This window comes from Novosphingobium mississippiense (assembly GCF_044029535.1).
Classification (GTDB): Bacteria; Pseudomonadota; Alphaproteobacteria; order Sphingomonadales; family Sphingomonadaceae; genus Novosphingobium.
Genome location: NZ_CP147001.1, coordinates 2,411,094 through 2,436,188, shown reverse-complemented (window position 1 = coordinate 2,436,188; position 25,095 = coordinate 2,411,094). Strand labels below are relative to the sequence as shown.

Here is a 25,095-nt window from a genome sequence, read left to right as displayed (position 1 = left end):
CTCGCGTCGTACGCTGGGCATTCATGGGTTAATTGCAGTTTTATGACAGTTGCGTCATTTTCTTGCGGGACGTGGAATTCCGGCGGATGTTGCAGGTAATCAACAACCACAAGTCTGGGAGAAGAACCATGTCGCTCACCGCCATATTCGCCTCGGTCCTGCTGGCTCAGACCCCCGCCGCGCTGGCCGTGGACGTGCCCGTGCGTGACAGCGTTGACGTTGCCTATCAGGATCTTTCCAGCGGCCGCGCGGAAGAGGCGCTGCGCAAGCTGGAGGCTAGTGCCGCCGCCCGTCCGGACGATCCGGCAACGCTGATCAATCTGGGTGCCGCCTATGCCGCCACGGGCCGTACCGACAAGGCGCTGCTGGCCTACCGGGCCGCCATAAACAGTCAGGATCGTTACGATCTGCAGCTTGCCGACGGCACCTGGGCCGATTCGCGCGATACCGCCCGGATGGCCATGCAGAAGATGCTGCGGGCCAATGCCCAGGCATCGCGCTGACCGAGTTGACGGCGTCATAAGATCATTTGTGGCCATAAGGGAGCATAGCGGCGTATAAGGCGCCACCCCTGCGGTAGATCGGGCCCGTGGATCGTTTGACTAGTGGCGCAAATACTAGTCTTATGACTGTCGGACAGCCTCTCCATTCGCGGAGGGGCTGCGGCCTGCGTGCCGGAAGGACAGGCGCCTCTGGAACGAGGCAGGAAGGGAAAGCTGCACCTCGGTTGATTCCGGGACAGGTCGTCTCTTCGTCACACTTCTGTCATCTGGGTGGCGCACTGGGCCGTCATACGGAGGGCATGGTGATTCGACACACTCAGATTCGAACCCGCGCGATGCGGGGTCTTCTTTCGGTTTTTGCTGGTGTTTTCGGCAGTTCCTTCGCCTCCGTGGCGCAGGCGCAGCAGGTGACGCGCGCCGATCCGGCCGGTTCTGGCCCGATTGTGGCAGCTCTTGGATGGCTGCAGGGCACGCTGCTGGGCAATGTCGCCACCGCCGTTGCGGTGATGGCCGTGGCCGCCGTGGGCTTCATGATGCTGACCGGCCGCATGAACTGGCGCTTCGGCGCGACCGTCATCATCGGCTGCTTCGTGCTGTTCGGTGCCGGCGCGATCGTGACCGGCATCCAGTCGGCCGCCGGCTGATGAGGACTGGCCGATGAGCTTGGCGCGCTTCCCGGTCCATCGCGCGCTCACCCGCCCGCAAATGTTCGCGGGGGTGACGTTCACGTTCTTCATCATCAATGGACTGGTGACCACGGAGATTTTCCTGATCACCAAGAGCTTCTGGGCTCTGCCGGCGGCGTTGGCGATCCATGGCATCGGCTACGTCGCCTGCCTGCGCGAGCCGAGGATTTTCGACCTCTGGCTCGCCAAGGTCAGCAAGTGTCCGCGCGTGCCGAACTGGCAGCGCTGGGGCTGCAACAGCTACTCGCCCTGAGTGGGCCACCCGGGGGAATGGGTACGATGTCGGCGAACAGGAAATCGGTGCTGAAGGGTTGGGGAGGCAAGGAAACGCTGGTCGGCGACCGGCTGCCCTACCAGTCCTTCGTCGACGAGAACGTCGTGCTGCTGCGCGACGGTTCGGTCATGCTGTCGCTGGTGGTGCCCGGCCTTGCGTTCGAGACCGCCGATAGCGAAGAACTGAACGCCCACGTCGCCACGCGCGAAGTGCTGCTGCGCTCGTCTCTCGATGCGCGCTTCGTGCTCTACCATCATGTGATCCGCCGCCGTGTCGAGATCGCGATGGACGGGCAGTTCGACGATCCGCTGGCCGCGCATATCGATGCCCGCTGGAAGGCGCGCACCGGATCGGGCGCGCTGTTCGTCAACGACCAGTTCATCACCCTGGTCCGCCGCCCCGCGCGCGGCAAGGCCGGCTGGGCCGACCGCCTCTCCCGCTTCATGAAGAAGGGTATGGCAACTGGGGGCAAGGCGCCTGCCGAAGCGGACGTGGCCGACGTACGCGCCCTGCGCTCTGCGGCGACGGCGATGGTCGCCTCGCTCGGTTCCTACGGCGCGCGCATCCTTGGCGATTACGAGGGTGGGGCGGGAAACTGTTCCGAAGTGCTGGAACTGATCTCGGCGCTCTACAATGGCGAGATGCGCCCGGTGCGCCGCCCGGTGGAGGGCACCGACCTGGGCCACATGCTGCCCTATCGCCGCGTGAGCTTCGGCATGGACGCGCTGGAACTGCGCGGCGCCGAGGGATCCAGCTTCGCCTCGCTGGTGAGCCTGAAGGACTATCCAGATTCGACCTCGCCCGGCCTGACCGATGCGCTGCTGCGCCTGCCGACCGAACTGGTCCTGACCGAGACTTATGCCCCGTGTGATCGCCAGATCGCCCGTGAGCGTATCGACCTTGCCATCCGCCGCCTGCGCTCTGCCGATGAAGAAGCGATGGCCGAGCGCCGCGAAATGAGCGCTGCGCGCGATGCCCTGGGCACCGGCGCGGTCGGTTTCGGCGATCATCACCTCTCCGTTCTCGTTCGTGCGCCATCGCTGGAAGGGCTGGACGAGGTGACGGCCTCCTGCGCCGCTGCGCTGGCCGATGCCGGTGCCGTCGCCGTGCGTGAGGATGTGAACATGGAGCCGGGTTTCTGGGGCCAGTTCCCCGGGAACGAGGCCTACATCGTCCGCCGCGCGCTGATTTCCAGCGCCAACATGGCCTGCTTCGGCTCGCTTCACGGCTTCGCGATGGGGCAGGCGGGCGGCAATCATTGGGGCGACGCGGTCACGCTGCTGGCGACCACCAGCTCGACGCCGTTCTTCTTCAATTTCCACCAGGGCGATCTTGGTAATTTCACCGTCATCGGTCCGTCGGGTTCCGGCAAGACGGTGGTCATGAACTTCCTGGCCGCGCAGGCGCAGAAATTCAGCCCGCGCACCGTGCTGTTCGACAAGGATCGCGGCGCCGAAGTGTTCCTGCGCGGCATCGGCGGCATGTACAGCCGCGTCGCCGCCGGGCACCCGACCGGGTTCAACCCGCTCTCGCTGCCCGATACCGCTGCCAACCGCGCGTTCCTGCGCGACTGGCTGGGCGTTTTGCTCGAAGCCAAGGGGCCGGAGGAACTGGCGACATTGGCTGGCGCGGTGGACGCGGCCTATCATAACGATCCCTCGCTGCGCCGCCTCTCGCACTTCCGCGAACTGCTGGCGGGCGCGCGCCGTCCGGAGCCGGGCGACCTCGCTTCGCGCCTCGACGCGTGGATTCAGGGCGGCGAGCATGGCTGGCTGTTCGACAATCAGCACGATCGGCTGGACCTTTCGGCCCGCGTGCTGGGCTTTGACATGACCGCGCTGCTGGAAAGCCCGCGTCTGCGCACGCCGGTCATGATGTACCTGTTCCACCGCATCGACGAGCGGTTGGATGGTGAGCCGACGATGATCCTGATCGACGAGGGCTGGAAGGCGCTGGACGACGAAGTCTTCGCCGCACGCATTCGCGACTGGCTGAAGACGCTGCGCAAGCGCAACGCGCTGGTCGGTTTTGCCACGCAGTCGGCACGCGATGCGCTGGACAGCAAGATTGCCACCGCGCTCGTCGAACAGACCGCGACGATGGTGTTCATGCCCAACGCCCGCGCGCGTTATGAGGATTATTGCGAGGGTTTCGGCCTGTCGCAGCATGAGCTGGACGTGATCAAGACGCTGCCGGCGCATTCGCGCTGCTTCCTGATCCGCCAGTCCGACGCTTCGGTGGTGGTGCGGCTGGACCTTTCGGGAATGCCGGAAGTGCTGACCGTGCTGTCGGGCCGCGAAAGCACCGTGCGCAAGCTCGATCAGTTGCGCGAACGCTATGGTGACGAACCTTCGGCCTGGTATCCGGTGTTGACCGGCTTCCAGTGGCCCGGAGAATTCGACGACGGCGAGCATGACGAGGATGCCGCCTGGGGCCAGGCGGCGGAGTAGGGCGGATGAGCGCGGCCTGCGAACAGCTTACCGAACTGGCCTCCTCGGGCGTCGCACCGGCGCTGCGTGCGGTCGACTGCGTGTCGAACGAGATGGCAGCGGCGGCATTCGGCCGGCTGTTCGGCGCCAACGGGGCGATGGCCCCGGTGCTGATCCTTGTCCTGACGCTCTACATCGCTTTTCTGGGCTTCTCGCTGCTGTCGGGCCGGTCGAGCCTCAGTGTCTCGGCGCTGACGCCGCGGATGCTGACGATCGGCTTCGTGCTCACGTTCGCGACCAGCTGGATCGCCTACCAGAGCGTGGTCTGGAACCTTGCGATCGGTGGGCCGGACTGGATCGCCGGCGTGCTGATGGGTGCGAAGGGATCGGCCACGCAGATCTTCGGCGACCGCATCGATATCGTCTTCAACGCCATTGCGGAGGCATCGCAGGCGGCCAGCGGACAGGCCGCTGACGCCGCACAGGGTGCAGCCGACGGGGCCGCGCAGGCCGGCGCTGCTGCGGGAACGGGAATCAAGGCCGCCGCCGCGGCGGGCGGCAAGGGGCTGTTTTCTCCCGATAGCGTCATGTGGATGGGCGCGCTGATGCTGCTGCTCGGCACGGTGGGCGTGCTGCTCACTGCGCGGATCGCGCTGGGCGTGCTGGTGGCGCTGGGGCCGATCTTCGTGGTTCTGGGCCTGTTCGGCGGCACGCGCGGCCTGACAGCGGGCTGGCTGCGCGGCGTGGTTTTGACCGCGATCACCCCGCTGTTCGTCGTGCTGGGCGGCGGGATCACGCTGGAACTGCTGGTGCCGATCGTCTCTTCGCTGGTGCAGGGCGCGCAGATGGGCGAGATCGACGGGCGCGCGGCGATGGCGCTGTTCGTGGTTGCCGCCGTGCATCTGGCGCTGATGGCCATGGTGCTGAAGGTTGCCGGTACGCTGGTGTCGGGTTGGCGGATCTTCGGACTGGCCGATACGGATCGTGCGCAAGGCCGGGGCGACGGTGCCTCGCAAGCTGCCTCGCCGCCACCGGCTTCGGTGCAGGTGCAGCCGTTCGTGCCGACACAGGCCGCCTCGCGCGCGCCGGCGGTTTCGGTTGCCAGTGCAGCGGCCATGGCGGCCGCGCCCTCGGGCGACGGCGCTTCGGCAAACCATTCCACTGAGCGTCGTACCGTGGTGACCCAGGTTTCGGGCGGTGGTCTGGAGCCGATCGGGCAGAGCGCGGCATCGCGCGCGCGCGGCATCGGCAGCCGTTTCCGCAGTGCTTCCAACGATAGCGGGCGCTCTGCGTCCGGACATACCGGCGCACGGCCGGCGAAGGAGAATTCGTGATGATCCGCCGCAAGGTTCATGCCCTGGCAGCGACCGTTACCCCGGTGCTGGTGGCGCTTGCCGCTCCCGCGCAGGCGGATGAGCGCCTTGTCAGCCACGCCTTTTCCGAGAATGAGGTCGTGCGGATCGACGGCCATGCCGGCGTGCAGGCGACGATCGCCTTCGGCAAGGGCGAGTCGATCGAAAATGTGGCGGTGGGCGATTCCCAGACCTGGCAGATCACCCCGAACAAGCGGGCGGACCTGCTGTTCGTGAAGCCGTTGGAACCGTCCGCGCGCACCAACATGACGGTGGTCACCAACCGCCACACCTATTTCTTCGATCTGGTCGCCTCGTCCAAGGCGCGGCCGCTCTACATGCTGCGCTTCACTTACAAGGATGAGCCGGTAACGGCGCCGAATGCAGTTCCCGCAGGGCCGGCGCTGGCTTCGCTGGACGCGTCGGAGCGGGCGATTGCAGAGGGCGATCCGCTGGCCATGCCGTCCGACGCGGCAGCGCTGAACTTTTCGTGGAAGACGGCGGGCGCCCCCAAGCTGCTGCCCGCGCGCGTCTATGACGATGGCCTGTCGACATACTTGCTGTGGCCCGAAAATACGGCCGTGCCCGCCATCCTCGTCCAGAACGAGAAGGGAGAGGAAGGCCCGGTGAACTATGCCGTGCGCGGCCAGACGATCGTCGTGGCCGAAGTGCCCCGGCTGATCATCCTGCGTTCGGGCAAGGCCAGCGCCACGCTGGAGAACAACCGCTCGGCCAGCGCAGCCGCCGCGACGCCACCAGCGGCTGCCAAGGCGCAGCCGGCTGCTGTTGCGGCCAACACGGTGGGCACCGCTCCCGCCGCTGCCACTTCACAGGGGAACTGACGCATGGCGCCCAATTCATCGCTGCGTGAACGGATCGCACCTGCAGCCGCCACCGACCCGCGCGACGGGCAGGGCGCTGAGGTTATCGACCTGACCACCCGCAATGTCCTGCCGCAGGTTACCCAGCGCAAGAAGGCGGATGGGCTGGGCCTTGCCGCCGGCATCGTCTTCGTGATGGCGCTGGGCGGGCTGACGCTGTGGACGATGAATACGTCGCGCAAGGAGCCGGTCGCCGGCATCCAGCCCGCGTCGCAGCCGGCCGTCGCCCCGCCGGCGGTTCCGGATGCCGCGATCACCGTGCCGCAGCCGGCCCCGCAGCCCGAAGCGAGCCCCGCGCCGCTTCCCGCGCCCGCACCGGCGCCGGTTCTGGCGGCCGCCCCCGGCACGGCAGCGGCGCCTGCGGCCAATCCCTATGCCAGCCCCACCGTGGTCTTCGATGTCGGCGGCGCTGCCGGACCGGCTCCGCTGGCGGGCCCGGCGGGCGAGGGCAAGTCGAACGGCAATGGCAACGACGATTTCGCGGCCCGGATCGGTGGCACCGGCTCCACGGCGTCGGCCACGCGCAATTTCGATCCGGCCACCACGGTCACGCAGGGCACCCTGATTCCGGCCGTGTTGGAAACCGCGATCGATACCGACGTGCCCGGCTACGTGCGCGCCATCGTTTCCACCGACGTGCGCAGCTTCGACGGCAAGCGCGTGCTGATCCCGCGTTCCTCGCGCCTGATCGGCCAGTACAAGAGCGGCCTGACCGCCGGGCAGAAGCGCGCCTATGTGATCTGGAGCCGGCTGATCCGCCCGGATGGCGTATCGGTGAACCTCGGCTCGCCCGCCATCGCCTTCGGCGGCGAGACGGGTCTGCCGGGCAAGGTCAACACGCATTTCTTCGAACGCTTCGGATCGGCCATGCTGCTTTCGGTGGTCGGCGGTCTTTCGACCATCGCGTCGAGCGGGGCGAACGTCGTGGTCGGCGGCGGCCAGTCGGCAGCGGCAGCGGCGATCCAGCAGAGCGGCAGCGTCGGTCCGACGATCCGCGTGCGGCAGGGCGAGCCGATCCGCGTGTTCACCGCCAAGGACCTCGATTTCAGCCAGGCGCAGTGAGACGATGGCGGATGTTCTTTCCTTGCAGGGAACGGGCCCTGCCGTGACCCAGGGCGCGTCGTCCGAAGGCCCGCCGCAGGGCACGCCTTCGCGCAGCGTCTATCTCGACGCCTATCTCGCGCCGCTGCGCCCGTGGCTGGATCGCGAGACGGTGACCGAAATTCTGGTCAATCGGCCGGGCGAGGTGTGGATCGAGGATGCCGCGCTATCGGGCATGCAGCGCGTGTTGCTGCCGGCGCTGGACAATCGCCTGTTGCAGCGACTGGCCGAGCAGGTGGCGCGGATCAGCCATCAGGGTATCAACCGCGAACATCCGATACTTTCGGCCACGCTGTCCGGCTATGGCGGCGGACACGGTGGCGGCGCACGCATCCAGCTCGTCGGCCCGCCGGCCACGCGTTCGGACTGGGCGATGGCGATCCGCCGGCACCGCCTGCTCGAACTGCCGCTGGATGCCTATGACCGAGGGCCGATCTCGCCACCGGTGGAAGAGCCGACGCCCGATCCCATGGCGGAACCGATCGCCTTCCTGCGCGATGCGATCCGTCGCCGCCGCACGATCCTGATTTCGGGCGGCACCTCGACCGGCAAGACCACCTTCCTCAACGCCATGCTCAGCGAGATTCCCGAGCATGAGCGCGTCGTGCTGGTGGAAGACACCGCCGAACTGCACTTGCCGGGGGCCAACGGCGTCGGCCTGATCGCGGTGAAGGGCGAACTGGGCGAGGCCAAGGTTTCCGCCAACGACCTGCTTCAGGCAGCGCTGCGTCTGCGTCCGGATCGTATCGTTCTGGGCGAATTGCGCGGCAGCGAGACGGTTTCGTTCCTGCGTGCAATCAATACCGGGCACCCAGGATCGTTCTCGACCGTCCACGCCAACACCCCGCGCGGCGCGCTGGAGCAGATCGCGCTGATGTCGATGCAGACGGGGCTGGGGCTTACACGTTCGGAAACGCTGGAATATGCGGCTTCGGTGATCGACATTGTCGTCCAGCTCGACCGTCGCGACGGCAAGCGCGGCATCAGCCAGATCGCCGAGAGTGCAACGCTGGTAGGCTGACGCAAAGCTCCTCCCCCTTCTTAAGGGGGAGGAGTGGCATTGCTTAATCGACGATCGCCAGTCCGGCCGGATCGCGCACCTGGCATTCCAATCCCAGCCAATCGGCCAGCGCCTTGTGGTCCTTGGCGACGCCGGGGCTGTAGAGCGGGCGCATCGCTTCGGACAGGGTCAGCATCAGCGTGCCGTTCTCGATCCGGATCGAGGTCTGCGACAGGCCGCTTTCGGAACAGCCGGTCAGGCGACGGCACAGGCGCACGGCAAGACCCCAACCGATCGCGCGGTCCAGGTCTTCCTTGGAAGCGAGGCGGGCGAAGGCATCGGGCACGGCAGTCTGGCCGGAATTGGCGAAGACGGTCATCGCCATCATCGCGCGGCCATGCATGTCCAGGCCGATCCAGCGCTTGCGCAGCGCCCAGGTCATCGCTTCCTCGGTCCGCAGGTTCGGTTCCGTGCGCATGGCGGCAAGGGCGAGTAGGCCGGAAGCCTGGCGCAACTGCCGGTCCTGCGGTTCCTCGCGGCAGACCGGCGTGGTCCACTTGGCCAGTTCTACGGCGTCGTCGGCCGTGACCCGCGCGCTGGCGGAGAATCCGGCGACGCTGGCGAGCATCGGGTCTTCCGCCTGCACCTCGACGTCGAGCTGGGCGTGCAGCAGGCCTTCGCGCAAGCCCCAGGAAGAGAACACCAGCTTGGACGGCTTGATGCGGGTGATCACCTCCACCATCAGCGCCGCCGCATCGGGCAGGGAGGCGAGGCGGGAGCCGGAGATGCGCGGGTCGATCTCGCCCAGCTTGCCTTTGGCAAAGTCGCGCGCGAGGTGCAGCGCTTCGGAGGCAGGCAGTTCGAAGCCGTGCGGATCGTCCACCGGCCAGTCGAGCACGCGCATCGCCTGAAGCGCCAAGGCACGCCACGAACCGCCGACGATGTAGAGCGGCAGGCCACGGCCCTGTTCCCACCCCGCATGCGTCAGGCCGTCGCGCACGGTTTCGGAAAATTCGGTCACGCCCTCGGCGCGCAAGTCGGGCAGGCGCAGGGTGCCGAAGGGCAGGGTGATGCCGTGCCAGCTTTCGCCATCGGCGATCTCGACCAGTTCAAGGCTGCCACCACCGAGGTCGGCCGCGACGCCGCGCGCGCCGGGGAACGCCGCGATCACGCCGGTGGCGCTGGCGCGGGCCTCTTCTTCGCCGGTCAGCAGGCGGGGGTGAAGGCCCAGCGCGCGAACGGCGTCGAGGAACTCCGGCCCGTTGCTGGCATCGCGCGCGGCGGCGGTAGCCACGCATTCGACGTTCTTCACCTCGAACAGCCGCAGCAGCCCGGCAAAGCGCGCCAGCGTGACGAGCGCGCTGCGCATCGCCTTTTCGGCGATCGCCCCGGTCTTGCCGAGATCACGCCCCAGGCGCGCGCTGACTTTTTCGTTGAGCACGACAACGGGCGCACGGGGCGGCCCGTTGTAGATCACCAGACGCACGGTGTTCGAACCGATGTCGATGATCGCGCGCTTTTCACTCTTGAGGCTGATGCCGATCATAGGGGGTCTTTGGTCGTTATGCCTCTTTGCCCGAGACTCGGGCGGGATGCCCCCTTATGTCAGATGTTGCCGCGTCTTAGCGAGAGCTTTGGCACCTTCCGTCCACTGGCAAGCGATGCACCGCGCCCGGAAAGCGACGGGTTGGTCATGAAATAGCGGTGGATATTGAAGGGGTTGTCCACTTCGCCCACCCGATCGTAGCTGCCGTCTGGATGCAGTACCCAAGACTGTTCGGTATCCAGCAGGTTGGCCAGCATCACCTGATCCAGCACCTGATCGTGCACGGTCTTGTTGGTGATCGGGATCAGGACCTCCACCCGGCGGTCCAGATTGCGGCTCATCGCGTCGGCAGAGGTGATGTAGACCTTGGCCTTGCGGTTGGGCAGTTCGGCGCCGTTGGCGAAAGCCCAGATGCGGCAATGCTCCAGGAAGCGGCCGATCACCGACTTCACGGTGATGTTCTCTGAAAGGCCGGTGATGCCGGGGCGCAGGCAGCAGATGCCGCGTACGACCAGTTCGATGTCCACGCCCGCCTCGCTGGCGGCATAGAGCTTGTCGATCAGGTCCGGGTCGGTCAGCGAATTCATCTTCGCCCAGATCTGCGCGGGCTTTCCGGCGCGGGCATTGGCGATCTCGCCCTCGATATTCGCATAGAGCGTGGAGCGCAGCGAGATGGGCGAGATCGACAGGCACTCGGTGCCCTTGGGCTCCACATAGCCGGTGATGAAGTTGAACAGGCGCCCGACGTCGCGGCCCATCGCCGGATCGGCGGTGAAGTACGACAGGTCGGTATAGATGCGCGCGGTGATCGGGTGATAGTTGCCTGTGCCGAAGTGGCAGTAGGTGCGGTAACCCTCGCACTCACGCCGGACGATCATCGATGTCTTGGCGTGGGTCTTCCAGTCCACGAAGCCGTAGATCACCTGCACGCCCGCGCGTTCCAGCTGGCTGGCCCAGAGCAGGTTCTGCTCCTCATCGAAGCGGGCCTTCAGTTCGACCACCGCCGTTACCGACTTGCCCTGTTCGGCTGCACCGATGAGGGCGGAGATGATCGCGGACTGCTTGCCCGCGCGATAGAGCGTCTGCTTGATCGCGATCACGTCCGGATCGCGCGCCGCTTGGCGCAGGAAATCGATCACCACCTCGAAGCTTTCATAGGGGTGCTGGATGACGATGTCCTTTTCGCGGATTGCCGCGAAGATATCGCCGTCATGCTCCAGAATGCGCTCGGGATAGCGGGGGGAATAGGGTTCGAACTTCAGTTCGGGCCGATCCTCGTCGCAGATCGCGGAAAGGCCGGAAAAGCCGATCAGCCCGTCGGTCTTCATGATCAGCGCCTTGTCCAGGCCCAGCTGGTTGCGCAGCAATTCCTCGGCGGAAGGATCGAAGGCTCCCTGAAGCTGGAGCACGATCACCAGCCCGCGGCGGCGGCGCTGGATCGCGGTGCGGTAATAGCGCACCAGATCCTCGGCATCTTCTTCGATCTCGATGTCGCTGTCGCGCAGGATGCGGAACACGCCGTGGCCGTGCAGCACGAAGCCGGGAAACAGCTCGTCCACATTGCGGCAGATCAGATCCTCGATCGAGATCCAGTTGCCGTCCTCCCCCGGAATGCGCACGAAACGCGGCAGGGGCGACGGGATCAGCACCATTTCCATGACCGGGGCGTCGTCTGCCACGCGGGTCAGCGAGAACAGGATGCCGATGCCCTGATTGGCCACGAAGGGGAACGGGTGCGCCGGATCGATCGCCTGCGGGGTGATCACCGGCATCACGTGTTCGAGGAAATAGCTGCGCAGCCAGGCCTGACGCTCCGCATCGAGAGGCTCTTCGCCCACCACGCGCACGCCTTCGTCGGCCAGACGGACTTTCAGGTCCGCCCAGGTTTCCTGCTGGATCGCTTCCAGTTCCAGCACCTTTTCGTGCGTGGTGGCCAGTGCCTGCGACGGGGTGAGACCGTCGATCGAGATTTCCTCGATCTGGCGGCGCACCTGCCCGGCCAGGCCGGCGACGCGAACCATCAGGAACTCGTCGATGTTGCTGCCGGAGATTGACAGGAACCGCAGCCGTTCCAGCAACGGGTAATTGGGGTTGGTCGCTTCGGCGAGGACGCGCTCGTTGAAGGCCAGCCAGCTCTGCTCGCGGTTGAAATAGCGGGCTGGCAGCGTGGCGACTTCCGTCACCGGGCTGCTCTCTCCGGCGGCTTGCGCTTCGTTAATGTCCAGCATGTCCTTCGTCTTCATCCGAGCGAGTGGCGGGCCGTCCGTGCATGAACGCCCGCTTTGGACCCCCTTGCATGCCACGATGAACCTAATGCTGCAATCGTGCCTGATGCCGCAATTGAAGGCCCTTCACGCAATCTAACAAGTTCTGCGCGCCGCACCAATGGAAGATCATTGCAGTGCAGCATAGTTTGACGCACACTCATGGCCGATGATCAAGGCGGCCCTCCACCATCTCACCCGCTACCGCTACTCTCGGCGGGTGCGTCTTGGTCCACAAGTCATAAGGCTGCGCCCCGCGCCGCATAGCCGCACGGCGGTGCCCAACTATTCGCTGAAGATCAGCCCGCCGGAGCATTTCCTGAACTGGCAGCAGGATCCGCACGGCAACTGGCAGGCGCGGGTGGTGTTTCCCGATCCGGTCGATCACTTCGCGATCGAGGTGGATCTGCTGGCCGAACTGGCGGTGATCAACCCGTTCGACTTCTTCGTGGAGCCGGAGGCGGAGCACTATCCCTTCGCCTATTCGGACGCGATGAAGGCCGATCTGGCCGCCTATTTCGAGTTGGAGGACCAGGGCCCGCTGTTCGATGCGCTGGTGGCCGAACATGCCGGATATGCAGGGCGTACGGTCGATTTCCTGGTCGATATCAACAGCCGGCTGCAGCAGCGCATCGGCTATGTAATCCGCATGGAAACCGGGGTGATGACCCCGGAAGAGACGCTGGCGGCGGGCATCGGATCGTGCCGCGATTCGGCCTGGCTGCTGGTGCAACTGCTGCGCCGGCTGGGCTTCGCGGCGCGGTTCGTTTCCGGATATTCGATCCAGCTCGTTGCCGACGTTACGCCCAAGGAAGGCCCCAAGGGCGTGCTGGAGGATGTGACGGACCTGCACGCCTGGGCCGAGGCCTACGTGCCCGGTGCCGGCTGGATCGCACTGGATGCGACATCGGGCATGTTCGCGGGGGAGGGGCACATTCCGCTTTGTGCTGCACCGCACTATCGATCCGCCACCCCGATCGAGGGGATGGCGGAGCCGGCCGAAGTCGATTTCGATTTCAAGATGGACGTATCCCGCATCGCCGAGGCGGTGCGGATCACCAAGCCGTTTACCGAGGATCGCTGGCAGGCACTGCTCGATCTGGGGGATCGGGTCGACGCCGATCTCGACGCGGCGGGCGCCAACCTCACCATGGGGGGCGAGCCGACCTTCATCGCCGATGGCGATTTCGAGGCGGCCGAATGGAACGGCGCGGCGGTGGGGCCCACCAAGGCGGCCTATGCGGACAAGCTGATCCGCCTGCTGCGGCAGAAATTCGCACCGGGGTCGCTGCTGCACCACGGGCAGGGCAAATGGTATCCGGGCGAGACGCTGCCGCGCTGGGGCTATTCGATCTACTGGCGCAAGGACGGCGTGCCGATCTGGCGTGACGACAGCCTGATCGCAGGCGAGAAGCCGCTGGAAAAGGGTGGCGACCCCGATCCGGTGCCCAGCGTCGATCCCGCTGCCGCCGAGCATCTGCTGCGCGATGCGGCGGTCATGCTGGGGCTGGGCGATGACTTCGTGCAGCCGGTGTTCGAAGACAAGGACTGGTGGGCGTTTCGGGAGGCGCAGCTTCCCGTCAACACGACGCCTGAGGAATCGCACCTCGACGACGAGGAACTGGCCCGCCGTTTCCGCCGCACCTATCGGCGCGGGCTGGAGAAGGCGACCGGGTTCGTGCTGCCGGTGCAGCGCTGGAACGCGTCCGTTCAACCGGTGCTGCGCTGGAAGAGTGAGGTCTGGCAGGTGCGGCGCGGGATTCTTACGGCCGTTTCCGGCGATTCCGCGCTGGGTTATCGATTGCCGCTGGGCTCGCTGCCTTACGTGCCGCCATCGGCCTATCCCTATATCCACCCGCGCGACACCGCCGAACCGCGCGAACCGCTGGCCGATTATCGCGAACAGGCGCCTGCGCCGGCGGCCGAGACGCGGATCGCGGCGGGGAACGAAGCGCAGCGCGTGGAACGCGTGGCCCAGCCTCAAACCGGATCGGCGGGCGAGAGGGTGGAGCAGCACCTGATCGAAGGCGCGGTGCGTACCGCGATCACCGTGGAGCCGCGCGGCGATTACCTTGCCGTGTTCATCCCGCCGACCGAGCGGCTGGAGGACTATCTCGAACTCGTATCCGCGATCGAGGCGGTGGCGGAAAAGCAGCGCGTGCCTGTGCGGATCGAAGGTTATCCGCCCCCGCCCGATCCGCGCCTGCAAGTGCTGAAGGTCACTCCCGATCCCGGCGTGATCGAAGTGAACATCCATCCCTCCGCCTCCTGGCGAGAGACGGTGGAGATCACTGAAACGCTCTATGACGCCGCGCGCGAGATCGGGCTGACGGCCGACAAGTTCATGGTCGATGGCCGCTCGATCGGCACCGGCGGCGGCAATCACATCGTGCTGGGCGGGCCCAGCCTGCTGGAAAGCCCGTTCATCCGCCGGGCGGACCTGCTGAAGAGCTTCGTCACCTACTGGCAGCGGCACCCCTCGCTCAGCTACCTGTTCTCCGGTCTGTTCATCGGCCCGACCAGCCAGGCGCCGCGCATCGACGAGGCGCGGCACGACGCGCTTTACGAGCTGGAGATTGCGCTCTCGCAAGTTCCGGGTCCGGAGCATGACCAGCCCGCGCCCTGGGTGGTGGACCGGCTGTTCCGCAACCTGCTGGTGGATGTGACGGGCAACACCCACCGCACCGAAATCTGCATCGACAAGCTGTTCAGCCCGGATGGCCCGACCGGCCGGCTTGGCCTGGTAGAATTCCGGGGCTTCGAGATGCCGCCGGACGCGAAGATGAGCCTTGCCCAGCAATTGCTGCTGCGCGCGCTCACGGCGTGGTTTTGGAAGGAACCGCAAAGCGGTTCGCTGGTGCGCTGGGGCACGCAACTGCACGACAGGTTCATGCTCGGCCACTTCGTCTGGGCCGATTTCCTCGACGTGCTCAGCGATCTCGGTCGCGCGGGATACCACTTCGATCCCGCCTGGTTCGAGGCGCAGCGCATGTTCCGCTTCCCCGTTCATGGCGAAGTCGAGGGCGGCGGCGTGACGCTGGAGATCAGCCACGCGCTGGAGCCGTGGAACGTGCTGGGCGAAACCGGCGCGATCGGCGGCACCGTGCGCTATGTCGACAGTTCGACCGAGCGCCTGCAGGTCAGGGCCAGCGGCCTCGTTTCCGGCCGCCATGTCATCTCGTGCAACGGCCGCCGTGTGCCGCTGACGATGACCGGCCCGGCCGAAGGCGTCGGCGGGGTGCGCTACAAGGCGTGGGCGCCGGCCGAGTGCCTGCATCCGATGCTGCCACCCAATGCGCCGCTCACTTTTGACATCCTCGACTTGTGGAACGGCCGATCGCTGGGTGGCTGCGTCTATCACGTGGCGCATCCGGGCGGGCGCCATTACGACGATGTGCCGATCAACGGCTATGAGGCCGAAGCGCGGCGCAAGGCGCGGTTCCAGCCTCACGGCCATTCGCCGGGCCCGATGCAGAGCCCGCCGGAGGAAGTGCCGGGCGAATTCCCTTATTCGCTGGACTTGCGCCGCCCGACCCGCACAAGCTGATGCCATGGCAGCCGCTCCGCCCCCTGGACTGACCGAAACCGCCCCCTCGGAAACCTTGGGCGGGTGGCTTGATGCCTATCCGGTCGCGGTATCCGGCGGAGACCTGTTCGGCGACGCGGCAGAGCCGGTTGCGGCGCGCTGGAAGGCGGTCGCCTCGGGTCTTGCTGCCTTGTCGGAAGGCGACCCGCTAGCCCTTCAGGAAACCGCCACGCGCAATGCCGCCGACCTTGGCCTGACCTTCCGCGTGACGGGAGAGGAGGAGGAACGTGCGTGGCCGCTCAATGCCATGCCGGTGGTGATCGGCGCGGGCGAGTGGGAGACCGTTGAGCGCGGCCTGATCCAGCGGGCCGAGCTGTTCGAGCACCTTGCGGCCGATATCTACGGCCCGCAGCGGATGGTGCGCGAGGGCTATCTGCCGGCCGCCGCTATCGCCGGCAGCCCCTTCTTCGCGCGCAAGATGCTCGATCCCGCGCGGCGGCTGGGCGCGGGACAGGCGGCGCCTCATTTCATCCAGGTCTATTCGGCAGATCTTGCCCGTGGGCCGCGCGGGCAGTGGCGGGTGCTGCAGGACCGCGTGCGGATCGCCGCCGGCATCGGCTATGCGCTGGAAAACCGCCTGGCGATGACGCGGCTGGCCGGCCATCTTCTGGCCGACCAGCAGGTGCGGCGCATCGTCGATTTCTTCTCGGTCATGCGCGAAGGCATGATCGCTTCCTGCGGACGGGAAGCTCCGCGCATCGCCTTGCTGACTCCCGGCCGGTTCAATCAGACTTATGCAGAACAGGCGCATCTGGCGCGCTATCTGGGCTTTCCGCTGGTGGAAGGGCGCGATCTTTCGGTGGTGGACGACCGGCTTTGGGTGGGCACCATAGCCGGCCCGAAGCGGGTCGATTCGATCTGGCGCTGGGTCAACACCACCTCGCTCGACCCACTGGCCTTCGATGCGCGATCCCAACTGGGCGTCGCCAATCTCTATGAAGCATGGGCGCGGGGCGGTGTGGGCATGATCAACTGGCCGGGCACAGAAGTGCTGGAAAGCCCCGCCTTCGCCGCCTTTATGCCGCGATTGTGTCAGGTTCTGTTGGGGGAGGCCCCGATCCTGCCCAATATCGCCACCTGGTGGTGCGGGCAGGCGGCGGAAAGCGCGACGGTGGCCGCAAGGCTGGGTGAACTGGCCGTTTTGCCCGCCTTCGGGCAAGCGGTGGAAGGGTTGCAGCGGCGCGAACCCGTGGCCGGTGCCGAACTGGACGGCCCCCAGCGCGCCGCGCTGCTGGATGCGCTGCGCCGCCGCCCGATGGACTATTGCGGGCAGGAGATCGTCCACCTCTCCACCGCTCCGGCGATCGTCGACGGCGAAGTGGTTCCGCGCCCGTTTACCGTGCGTGCCTTCGTGGCACGCGATGCCGATGGCGTGTGGACGGTCATGCAGGGCGGCTTCGCCCGTCTGGCGGCCAGTCAGGCGTTGCCGACCTCGCTGATGGGCGAGGGGGAGATTTCCGCCGACGTCTGGGTGGTGGACGAAGTGGCAAACCCGGCACAACTGGTCGCGCGCACGATTCCGGAACCGCCGATTTCGCGCGGGGGCGGCATCCTCGCCAGTCAGGCGGCGGACAATCTCTACTGGTTCGGCCGGTATAACGAGCGCGCGCAGATCGTCACGCGTGTGCTGCGGGCCCTGCTGGACGGATCGGTGGAGATCGACGGCGGCCCGGCGGAGCAGGGCGGGGTGGTCGGCGCGCTGGTGGACCTGCTGGTGGAGGCGGGCAGCGTCGAGGCTCCGCAGGAAACGCCGGATGTGCAGGCGATCTGCGCTGCCGCTTTGGCGGAGGCCAGCTTGCCGGGCGGCGTGACCGCGCTGATGCGGCGGCGGCAGGCGGTGGGCCTTGCCCTGCGCGAGCGCTTCGCCCGCGATTTCTGGCGACTGGTGAGCCAGGGCGTGCCGCAGGTGGACCAGCACCGACCGGCCACCCTGCTGGGCGCGGTGCGGCGCCTCACCGAGCATTTCAGCGCGCTGGCCGGGCTTATCTCCGAAAACATGGTGCGCTCGGCGGCGTGGCGGTTCCTGGAGATCGGCCAGCGGATAGAGCGCGCGCAGGGCATTTGCCGCATGGTTCGCCGGTTGGATGACGCGCAGACCGGTGAGGGGCTGGATGCCGAAGGAACGGAAACCAAAGGGATAGATGCCAAAGGGATAGATGGCGGAGGGCTGGGCGTGCTGCTGGACTTGTGCGACAGCCAGATCATCTATCGCACCCGTTACCTGACCGGGCCGATGGCCGGCCCGGTGCGCGATCTGTTGCTGTTGGACCCGGACAATCCGCGCGCGCTGGTGTTCCAGATCGCCGGAATCGTCGAACACCTCTCCGCACTGCCCAGCGGGCGGGACGATAACTTGCCCGAACCGCCGATGCGCGCCGCCCGCGCGCTGTTGGGGCAATTGCAGGCGGCAACGGCGCGAGACATGACCAGCGCGGTTCTCGAAGAGATCGAGCAACAGCTCTACGACCTGTCCAACGCGCTGTCGGCGCGTTATTTCCTCCAGTTCGATCCCGAACAGGCCGAACGCCGGACGGCGCTGCTGTGATGCGCTATGCGGTCAGCCACATCACCACGCTGGAATATGCCCAACCCGTGCGGCTGGCGCAGTTCAACGCGCGGTTGCGTCCGGCCGCCTGGCCGGGGCAGTCGATGACCGGCTATGCGCTCGGCGTCGATCCGCAGCCTGCCGAAGTGGCGGAACGCGAAGGCGGCTACTACGTCAACGAGGCACGCTTTTCGTTGCGGGAGCCGATCAGCCAGCTCCAGATCGAAAGCCGGTTCACGGTGGAGAAGGAGCCGCTGCCGTTCTTCATCACCGGCTCTACCGGCCCCGGCCTTGCCGACTTGCGTGAGCGGGCGATGCAGAAGCCGGACGTTTCAGCGCTGGGGCCCGCCTCCTACAGCTTTGCCTCGCCGATCGCCGTGCCGGAGCGCGACATTGCCATGTGGGCCAGCGGATTCCTTAGCGAATCGATGCCGGTGGTGGAGGCGGGACGGCGGCTGATGGGCGCGATTCACGAGCAGTTCGCCTATGAATCGGGTGCGACCGTTGCCGACACGCCGCCGATCGAGGCATTTCGTGCGCGGCATGGGGTGTGTCAGGATTTCAGCCACATCATGATCATCGCTGCGCGTGCGCACGGCATTCCGGCCGCCTATGTCAGCGGCTATCTGCGCACCCTGCCGCCGCCTGGGCAGGCGCGGCTGGTAGGTGCGGATGCCATGCATGCCTGGGTGAACCTGTGGTGCGGAGACGATCTGGGGTGGATCGGCTTCGATCCCACCAACGACATGCTGGCCGATACCGACCACATCTTCATCGGTATGGGGCGCGACTATTCGGACGTCGCGCCGCTGGACGGAACGTTTCGTGGTTCGTCGGAGCAGACGATGTTCTTCTCGGTGGATGTGGCCCCGCTGGATTGAGCGCGCGGGCGTTCCGAAGAGAATTTCGTCGCCCCCGCGCAGGCGGGGGCCCCGCTACCTTTCTGCCACGCTCGCCAGTAGAAGCGGGATCCCCGCCTGCGCGGGGATGACGGGGAGTGTTGGGAAGTGTGTGGTCTGAGCAGGAGCGTCAGAGAAAATCTGCGGCAAATTCGGGTTCAAACCGATGCGTGCGGGCTTTAGGGGCGGCCCATGAACGCCCTTCTGCTTGCCGCCGTTGCCTTTGCCGTCCTCAATCTCTGGACTTTCGCGGTCTATGGCTATGACAAGGCGCAATCGCGCCGTGGCGGCGGTCGCGTGCCTGAGCGTCGCCTGCTGACGCTGGCCGCGATCGGCGGCTCGCCCGCCGCGCTGCTGGCGCGCCGCCTGTTCCGGCACAAGACCCGCAAGCAGCCTTTCGTGAATTACCTGCGGGCGATTCTGTGCCTTCAGTGCCTGGTGCTGGCGGGCTGCGCAGCCGTCTGGACGATGGGCGCCCCCTGAAACGCCCATCGCGATTCGTGTCGGATCAGCCGCGATCCTGATCCCCTCGCGCGGCCACCGGCTGGCCCGGGAAGATTCCGGCGATCGCCAGCGCCGCGCCCAGCTTGGACAGCGTTTCCAGCACGTCACCCACAGCGTCTTCCTGAACCACCAGTTCCAGCGTGCCGCGGGTTTCCTGCGCGCCGCGATCGCGCAGCGAGGTGACGAGTTCGAGAATCACCGCCTCGTGCTCCGAAACGTGATCGCAGGCCATCGGGCAGAATGCGAAGGTTTCCAGCGCATCGCGGTTGAAGATCAGCATGGCGCGATGAAAGGGCTGGAGGCCGCCGATCATCCGCCAACGGGCGAAGGCGGGGGCCAAAGCCTCGGCCGGGCAGCGGCGTTGGGCCAGCGTGGTGACCCAGGCGCGCATCGACCAGACGAGGAAGCGGCAGCCCTCATCCAGGCTGCTGAGGGGGCGGTCGACATACTGGTACATGGCAGGGTCTCCAGGTGGCGAAAACAGGCTATGCGAAAAGGGGCTTGAACTTGCGAATGATTATCATTAGCCATTGATACGCAGCTTGTCCTGGCCGTCAAGCCTGCACCCGAGGACCCAGGCCCGGCGCTTGTCATGGGGCGCCGAGACTGCCCTTCCTGTCCCACTGGGCCGGACCGAATTCCGCTTTCAGCAGATATCGGTCCGGCCCATTTTTTCCCGGCCTTTCCCGCAGTTATCCGGCAGATTCCCGCAGGTTCATCCACAGGGATGTGTCGTGGTCATGCACAGATGACGCACCGTTCATCCCCAAGCTTCCCCGCATTTATGCAGGACTTGTCCACAGACATGTCAACGCGCGCCACCCGGGGGGAGACGCGCGCTGGATTTTCGCGATTCGCAGGGAAGCCCGGCGTAGTGCCGGGCCGTTCAGCGGTAGTCGAAACCGCCCTTCGGCTGAATTTTCAAGGTGTTCTGCTGAAGCGCCGTCATCAGGTAGGACCCCACCAGCATCGGCACTTCCAGCATTTGCTTTTCGTCCCAAGTCTTCGCCAGCGTGTCCCAGGTCGAATTGGCCATGCAGTGATCGGCCACCAATTCCTCCACCGCGCGCAGCATGGCCGATTCGTGTTCAGACCACCCGGTGGCGGACGACCCTTCCAGCACGCGCTCGATCTCCTCGGTCGTGATGCCGAAGGCCTTGCCGATATCGACATGCTCGCACCATTCGAACGGCGCCCCGGCCAGGCGGGCCAGGCGCAGGATCATCAGTTCGCGCTCCCGCCCCGGAATCGTGCCGCGCGCGGCCAGTTCGATGCCCAGCACCATCTGGCCCTTGAACATGCCGGGATGGCGCAAGGTGATCAGGCTGACGTCGGGGAAGGGGCGGCTTTCGGGAATGTGGAAGGCGGCGCGAATCGCATCGACCTGCTCCTGCCCTTCGGGGCTGACCTCATCCAGTCGCAGCGGGGCGTAGCGCGGGCCGCTCTCCACCGTCTGCGCCATGCGCGCCGCCTCATCGAATTCCACCCGGCCGCTGATCGCCTTGCTCATTGTCGAATCACCTGTGTCTAGGGAAAGGTTCATGCCGCCGCGTCGAACGGGGCCCAGCGCTCCATGCGCTCAAGATAGGGGGTGAAGCGCTGACGCACCGCTGCCGGGTCGAGGCCGAAATGGGCCGGATCGGGCTTGGTCATGCGCTCTGCGCTGCTGTTGCTTTCCCACCAGTCCGCCATCGCCCGCGCGAAGTCCTGCGAGACCTCTTCGCCGAGCCAGGCGTAGAGCGCGCGCACTTCGCCCAGCGGGTCCTTGTGCATGGCGCGGAAGTGGATGTCGAAAAAGCGGTGGTCGTTGCCCTTCTCGCGAAAGGCGATGGCGCGGTTCATCGCTTCGGACCAGCAGCGCAAGTTGAGCGCGCCCAGATAGGCCATGTCGATGTGGTCGCTGAACTTGCCGATGATGTCGGCATAGACGGTGGCGACGGAAAGGATCACGTCCGCCGGATCGCGGTGCGTCATCACGAAGCGCGCATCGGGAAAGGCCGATGTCAGCGCGTCGAGATAGAGCATGTGGGTGGGCGCCTTCAGCCGCCATGGCCGCGCCGGGGCGCCCCATTGCAGCAGCTTCAGCACGCGCTTTTCATAGGCATACGTGGTTGAAAGATCCGCATTCAGCAGCCAGTCCGAATAACGCGGGACCTGCGCGAAGGCCTGGAAGATCTGGCTCTTGAAATCGAGCGCCATCAGGTCCTGGCATTCCATTGCGCCATCGATGCCCGAAGGCGTGCGCTTGCCGTTCTTGAGCAGCGCGTCGCCGCTCGTCACCGCAACACCCCGGCGTGGATCGGGGCCGGTGACGGTGGAGGGCGGCGGGCAGGGTTGGGAGCTTTCCCAGACGCGCAGGTAACGGATCGCCGGATCGCTCGCGAGCAGGAAGGACAGGGCCGAGGATCCCGTGCGCGGCAGGCTGACGCCGAAGAGAGGGGCAGTGATCTGCTCGTCGTCGATCTCGGGATGGCGGCGATACCAGTCTTCCACCAGCAGGCGCTGCTTCAAGTGCAGGACGATCCGCTCGGTCAGTGCGCGTTCGCCCACGGCGTTGAGCCGGGCTTCGCGTGCGAGCGAGTCCACCAGAATTTCCAGCCCCTCGCGGAAGCTGTCCGGTCCGAAGTCCGTCAGGCCAGTCTGGCGTTTCGCGTCTTCGATCAGTTCCTTGTGGCCCTGCATCGCTCTCTCCCGGCGTCCGGCTTGGGCCGGATCGTTGCGAGGCGACTATGCGGGGCAGGCGGTTGGGCGCCAACCGCTGGGGCGATGATGGGCGCGTTATCCGCGTGCCGCGCGCACGGCGGCGGCGCCGGCGAAGGGGGCGATGGCCAGCAGGACAAGGCTGGACGCCGCCGCCAGGGCAAGGCCGCTCGATCCGCCGGCGCCGAGGCTGCCCGCGCCGAAGATCAGCACCGGCACGGCGAGCGGGATCACCAGCAGCCCGCCCAGCGCGGCGCCGCCCCGCAGGCCGGCGGTGAGTGCGGCCACGATCACGCCCAGCGCGGCAAGCCCCGGCGTGCCGGCCAGCAGGCCAAGCTCCACAGTGCCCAGCGTCGCCCCGTCGATCCCCAACAGCCCTGCCGCGGGCACGGCCGCCAGCATCAGCGGCGGGCCGAAGCTCAGCCAATGCGCCAGAACGCGCACGGCCAGCACCATTTCCTCGGAAATGCCGCGCAGCGCCCACTGGTCGAACAGTCCACCCTCGATGTCCGGCTCGACAAGCCGGTCGAGCGGCAGGATCGCCGCCAGCAGCGCCGCGACCCAGATCACGCCGCCGCCGGTTCGCGCCAGCAGCCGTGCGTCGGGACCGACGGCGAAAGGATAGAGCATCGCGACCGAGAGGAAGAACAGCACCGGCATCGCTGCACCGCCGCCGCGACCGCCCAGCAGCAGGCGGGCCAGATCGCGCTTCAGAAGGGAGAGGAAACGTCCACTCATGCCGCGTGCTCGCCAAGCGCCAGCGTGCGCTTGTGCGCGAGTGCGAAGGGCTGATGAGAGGCGATCAGGGCAAGGCCGCCGCCCGCGCAATGGTCTGCCACCAGCGCCTCGGTCAGTGCCGCGGCATCGCCGTCCAGGCCGTTGAGCGGTTCGTCCAGCAGCCAGATCGCGGCCTTCTGCCCGATCAGCCGGGCGAGCGCGGCGCGCTTTTTCTGGCCGGTGGAGAGATAGCGCACCGGCACATCCAGCAGGGCGGTCAGGCCAAGCCGCTCCAGCCCGCTTTCGGTGGCGTGATCGATGGCGCTCCAGAACCCGAGGGCCCGGCCCAGCGGCAGGGCATGGTCCAGTGCGTGGCGTTCATCGACAAGGCCGATCGTACCGCTGGTCTCCACGTGTCCGGCAAAGGCAGGGGCAAGCCCGGCGATGATGCGCAGCAGGCTGGACTTGCCGATGCCGTTGCTGCCGGTGACATGCAGCGCCTCACCGGAACTGAGCCGCAGCGAGAGGCCGCGGAACAGCACCCTGTCCCCACGTCGACACGCGAGATCTTCGATAGCGATGGATGCCCCTTGCATGCGGCCCTGCGATAGTGGAAAGGCGCGGGGCTGCCAAGCGAAGGCAAAACAGGGCAGAGGAGGACACCATGTCTATCGCTCAACTCACCGATGCGGAGCGCGTTGCGGTGCTGGGCACGCTGCCCGGCTGGGCCTTGCGCGAAGATGGCCTTGCCATTGTGCGAACAGTGAAATTCGCCGATTTCAATGAAGCGTTCGGCTTCATGACGCGTGTCGCCATCGAAGCGGAAAAGCGCGATCACCATCCCGAATGGTTCAACGTCTACAACCGCGTTGAAATCACCCTGACCACGCACGATGCCGGAGGGCTGAGCCAGCGCGACGTCGCATTGGCCCGCTTTATCGACGGCGTCGCCCCGGCGGCCTGACGGTGGGTGAGGACCGGTTCCTCACGCGGCCGCTTTCGGTCGTGCTCGATTTCGCGCGGTTTGGCGCCGCGCTGCTGGTGGCGGTGGGGCATGCGGTGCAACTGGGCATCTATCGCGGGCCGTTCCCGTTCGGCCTCAGGATGCAGCATTATTGCGTGATCGTGTTCTTCGTGCTGTCCGGCCTTGTCATCAGCACGTCGGTGCTGGGCGGCCGGTCCAGTCTGCCCCGCTATTTCGTGGCGCGGGTGTCCCGGATCGTGCCGGTGGCGATCCCGGCGCTGCTGTTCGCGGTGCTGGCGGCCTATGTGCTGGCGGGGCCGATGCGCGTCTATATCGACAACAGCCCCGACGATCCGCTGGAAGTGGCCACGCGGCTGTTGCCGCCGATGGCCTTCGTCAGCGCGTGGCCGGGGATGCCGGCGCCGGTGTGGAACCCGCCGTACTGGTCGCTCTGCTACGAAGTTTGGTTCTATGCGATCTTCGCGCTGGCGATTTTCCTGCGTGGCTGGGCGCGGGTGGCGACGGTCGCGGTGGCCTGTTTCACGGCCGGCGGGGCAATCCTGCTATTGATGCCGGTCTGGCTGATGGGCGTGGCGCTGACCCATGTCCCGGTGGCCCGCCGCCTCCCGCCAGTCGCCGCGCCGGTGGTCCTGGCGTTCTGTCTGGCCTTGGCGTTGGCGCTGTTCGAGGTGGACCGCGCGGTGCTCAATCCGCTGCTGAAGGCATGGTGGCCGGGGAAGACGCAATGGTCGCAATGGGCCTTCGCGGATTTCGCGATGGGGCTGATCATGGTCCTGGCGCTGATTGCGCTGCGGCCGATGGCGGAGCGCTTTGCACAGCCGGTGATGCGGCTGAAGGACATGGCCGGGCTACTCGCCGGGTTTTCCTTCACACTGTACCTGTTTCACTGGCCGCTGCTGCAACTGGCCCGCTCGCACGGGCTGGTGGCAGGGCGCAGCCCGTTGGCCTTCGTCGCGCTGCTGGGGCTGGTGGTGGCGGTCTGTGCGTTGATCTCGCTGCTGACCGAGCGCCAGTCGCCCCGGCTGCGCCGCTGGATGGAGGCGCGGATGTTCGCGCCCAAGGGTGGCAGGGCGCAAGGGCGGGGCGCCTGATGCCCGCCACGGTCTGCTAACCTGCCACGGTC

General features: G+C 66.6%; 21 protein-coding genes. 14 read left to right on the top strand and 7 right to left on the bottom strand.

All coding sequences use genetic code 11. From position 1 onward, the window contains the following. The first annotated feature begins 128 nt into the window (after positions 1-128). The 8 genes from WBP06_RS11540 to virB11 all read left to right on the top strand — a co-directional run bounded on the left by WBP06_RS11540 (position 129) and on the right by virB11 (position 8,247). Positions 129-503, top strand: a complete 375-nt coding sequence (locus tag WBP06_RS11540; RefSeq protein ID WP_395327638.1) for a tetratricopeptide repeat protein — start codon at positions 129-131, stop codon at positions 501-503. 335 nt (positions 504-838) lie between these two features. Beyond that, positions 839-1,147, top strand: a complete 309-nt coding sequence (locus WBP06_RS11535) for a TrbC/VirB2 family protein (protein WP_395327636.1) — start codon at positions 839-841, stop codon at positions 1,145-1,147. A 13-nt stretch (positions 1,148-1,160) separates the two neighbouring features. Continuing rightward, on the top strand, positions 1,161-1,442 hold the full coding sequence (locus tag WBP06_RS11530) for a type IV secretion system protein VirB3 (RefSeq protein WP_395327633.1): 282 nt from the start codon (positions 1,161-1,163) through the stop codon (positions 1,440-1,442). A gap of 26 nt (positions 1,443-1,468) precedes the next feature. Next, positions 1,469-3,913 carry a VirB4 family type IV secretion/conjugal transfer ATPase gene (locus WBP06_RS11525; protein WP_395327631.1) on the top strand — a complete coding sequence of 815 codons (2,445 nt, stop codon included), beginning with the start codon at positions 1,469-1,471 and terminating at the stop codon, positions 3,911-3,913. 5 nt (positions 3,914-3,918) lie between these two features. Continuing rightward, complete coding sequence (locus WBP06_RS11520; RefSeq protein ID WP_395327628.1) at positions 3,919-5,226, top strand: type IV secretion system protein; 1,308 nt, start codon at positions 3,919-3,921, stop codon at positions 5,224-5,226. After that, positions 5,226-6,086, top strand: a complete 861-nt coding sequence (locus tag WBP06_RS11515; RefSeq protein ID WP_395327625.1) for a TrbG/VirB9 family P-type conjugative transfer protein — start codon at positions 5,226-5,228, stop codon at positions 6,084-6,086. Before WBP06_RS11520 ends, WBP06_RS11515 begins: the two co-directional genes overlap by 1 nt. A gap of 3 nt (positions 6,087-6,089) precedes the next feature. Next, on the top strand, positions 6,090-7,187 hold the full coding sequence (locus WBP06_RS11510) for a TrbI/VirB10 family protein (protein ID WP_395327622.1): 1,098 nt from the start codon (positions 6,090-6,092) through the stop codon (positions 7,185-7,187). A gap of 4 nt (positions 7,188-7,191) precedes the next feature. Beyond that, complete coding sequence (gene virB11 / locus WBP06_RS11505) at positions 7,192-8,247, top strand: P-type DNA transfer ATPase VirB11 (RefSeq protein WP_395327619.1); 1,056 nt, start codon at positions 7,192-7,194, stop codon at positions 8,245-8,247. Positions 8,248-8,290: 43 nt separating this feature from the next. Here the strand turns inward: virB11 and WBP06_RS11500 are convergent, their stop codons facing one another. Together WBP06_RS11500 and WBP06_RS11495 are read right to left on the bottom strand one after the other, a co-directional pair. Beyond that, positions 8,291-9,772 carry a Ppx/GppA family phosphatase gene (locus tag WBP06_RS11500; protein WP_395327617.1) on the bottom strand — a complete coding sequence of 494 codons (1,482 nt, stop codon included), beginning with the start codon at positions 9,770-9,772 and terminating at the stop codon, positions 8,291-8,293. Between the two features lie 59 nt (positions 9,773-9,831). Then, positions 9,832-12,000 (bottom strand): RNA degradosome polyphosphate kinase, encoded by a 2,169-nt coding sequence (locus WBP06_RS11495; protein ID WP_395327614.1) that lies wholly within the window; start codon positions 11,998-12,000, stop codon positions 9,832-9,834. Between the two features lie 205 nt (positions 12,001-12,205). On the opposite strand from WBP06_RS11495, the gene WBP06_RS11490 reads away from it, so the two are divergent. From WBP06_RS11490 to WBP06_RS11475, 4 genes are all read left to right on the top strand, one after another. Beyond that, on the top strand, positions 12,206-15,583 hold the full coding sequence (locus WBP06_RS11490) for a DUF2126 domain-containing protein (protein ID WP_395327612.1): 3,378 nt from the start codon (positions 12,206-12,208) through the stop codon (positions 15,581-15,583). 4 nt (positions 15,584-15,587) lie between these two features. Then, positions 15,588-18,167 (top strand): circularly permuted type 2 ATP-grasp protein, encoded by a 2,580-nt coding sequence (locus WBP06_RS11485; RefSeq protein WP_395327610.1) that lies wholly within the window; start codon positions 15,588-15,590, stop codon positions 18,165-18,167. Continuing rightward, positions 18,167-19,048 carry a transglutaminase domain-containing protein gene (locus WBP06_RS11480; protein WP_395327607.1) on the top strand — a complete coding sequence of 294 codons (882 nt, stop codon included), beginning with the start codon at positions 18,167-18,169 and terminating at the stop codon, positions 19,046-19,048. Before WBP06_RS11485 ends, WBP06_RS11480 begins: the two co-directional genes overlap by 1 nt. Before the next feature lie 210 nt (positions 19,049-19,258). Continuing rightward, complete coding sequence (locus WBP06_RS11475; protein WP_395327605.1) at positions 19,259-19,549, top strand: DUF1294 domain-containing protein; 291 nt, start codon at positions 19,259-19,261, stop codon at positions 19,547-19,549. A 25-nt stretch (positions 19,550-19,574) separates the two neighbouring features. On the opposite strand, the gene WBP06_RS11470 is transcribed toward WBP06_RS11475, so the two are convergent. From WBP06_RS11470 to ccmA, 5 genes are all read right to left on the bottom strand, one after another. Beyond that, positions 19,575-20,027: a hypothetical protein gene (locus WBP06_RS11470; RefSeq protein WP_395327602.1), complete on the bottom strand. Its 453-nt coding sequence runs from the start codon at positions 20,025-20,027 to the stop codon at positions 19,575-19,577. A 429-nt stretch (positions 20,028-20,456) separates the two neighbouring features. After that, positions 20,457-21,080: a carboxymuconolactone decarboxylase family protein gene (locus WBP06_RS11465; RefSeq protein ID WP_395327599.1), complete on the bottom strand. Its 624-nt coding sequence runs from the start codon at positions 21,078-21,080 to the stop codon at positions 20,457-20,459. A 29-nt stretch (positions 21,081-21,109) separates the two neighbouring features. Next, positions 21,110-22,252 carry a sulfotransferase family protein gene (locus tag WBP06_RS11460; RefSeq protein ID WP_395327596.1) on the bottom strand — a complete coding sequence of 381 codons (1,143 nt, stop codon included), beginning with the start codon at positions 22,250-22,252 and terminating at the stop codon, positions 21,110-21,112. Between the two features lie 96 nt (positions 22,253-22,348). After that, complete coding sequence (locus WBP06_RS11455; RefSeq protein ID WP_395327593.1) at positions 22,349-23,008, bottom strand: heme exporter protein CcmB; 660 nt, start codon at positions 23,006-23,008, stop codon at positions 22,349-22,351. Then, on the bottom strand, positions 23,005-23,583 hold the full coding sequence (ccmA, locus tag WBP06_RS11450; protein ID WP_395327590.1) for a heme ABC exporter ATP-binding protein CcmA: 579 nt from the start codon (positions 23,581-23,583) through the stop codon (positions 23,005-23,007). The genes WBP06_RS11455 and ccmA overlap by 4 nt, the downstream gene beginning before the upstream one ends. 14 nt (positions 23,584-23,597) lie before the next feature. On the opposite strand from ccmA, the gene WBP06_RS11445 reads away from it, so the two are divergent. Together WBP06_RS11445 and WBP06_RS11440 are read left to right on the top strand one after the other, a co-directional pair. Then, positions 23,598-23,951, top strand: coding sequence for a 4a-hydroxytetrahydrobiopterin dehydratase (locus WBP06_RS11445; RefSeq protein ID WP_395327587.1), 354 nt, complete (start codon positions 23,598-23,600; stop codon positions 23,949-23,951). 2 nt (positions 23,952-23,953) lie between these two features. Next, positions 23,954-25,063: an acyltransferase family protein gene (locus tag WBP06_RS11440; RefSeq protein ID WP_395327585.1), complete on the top strand. Its 1,110-nt coding sequence runs from the start codon at positions 23,954-23,956 to the stop codon at positions 25,061-25,063. Positions 25,064-25,095: the final 32 nt, after the last annotated feature.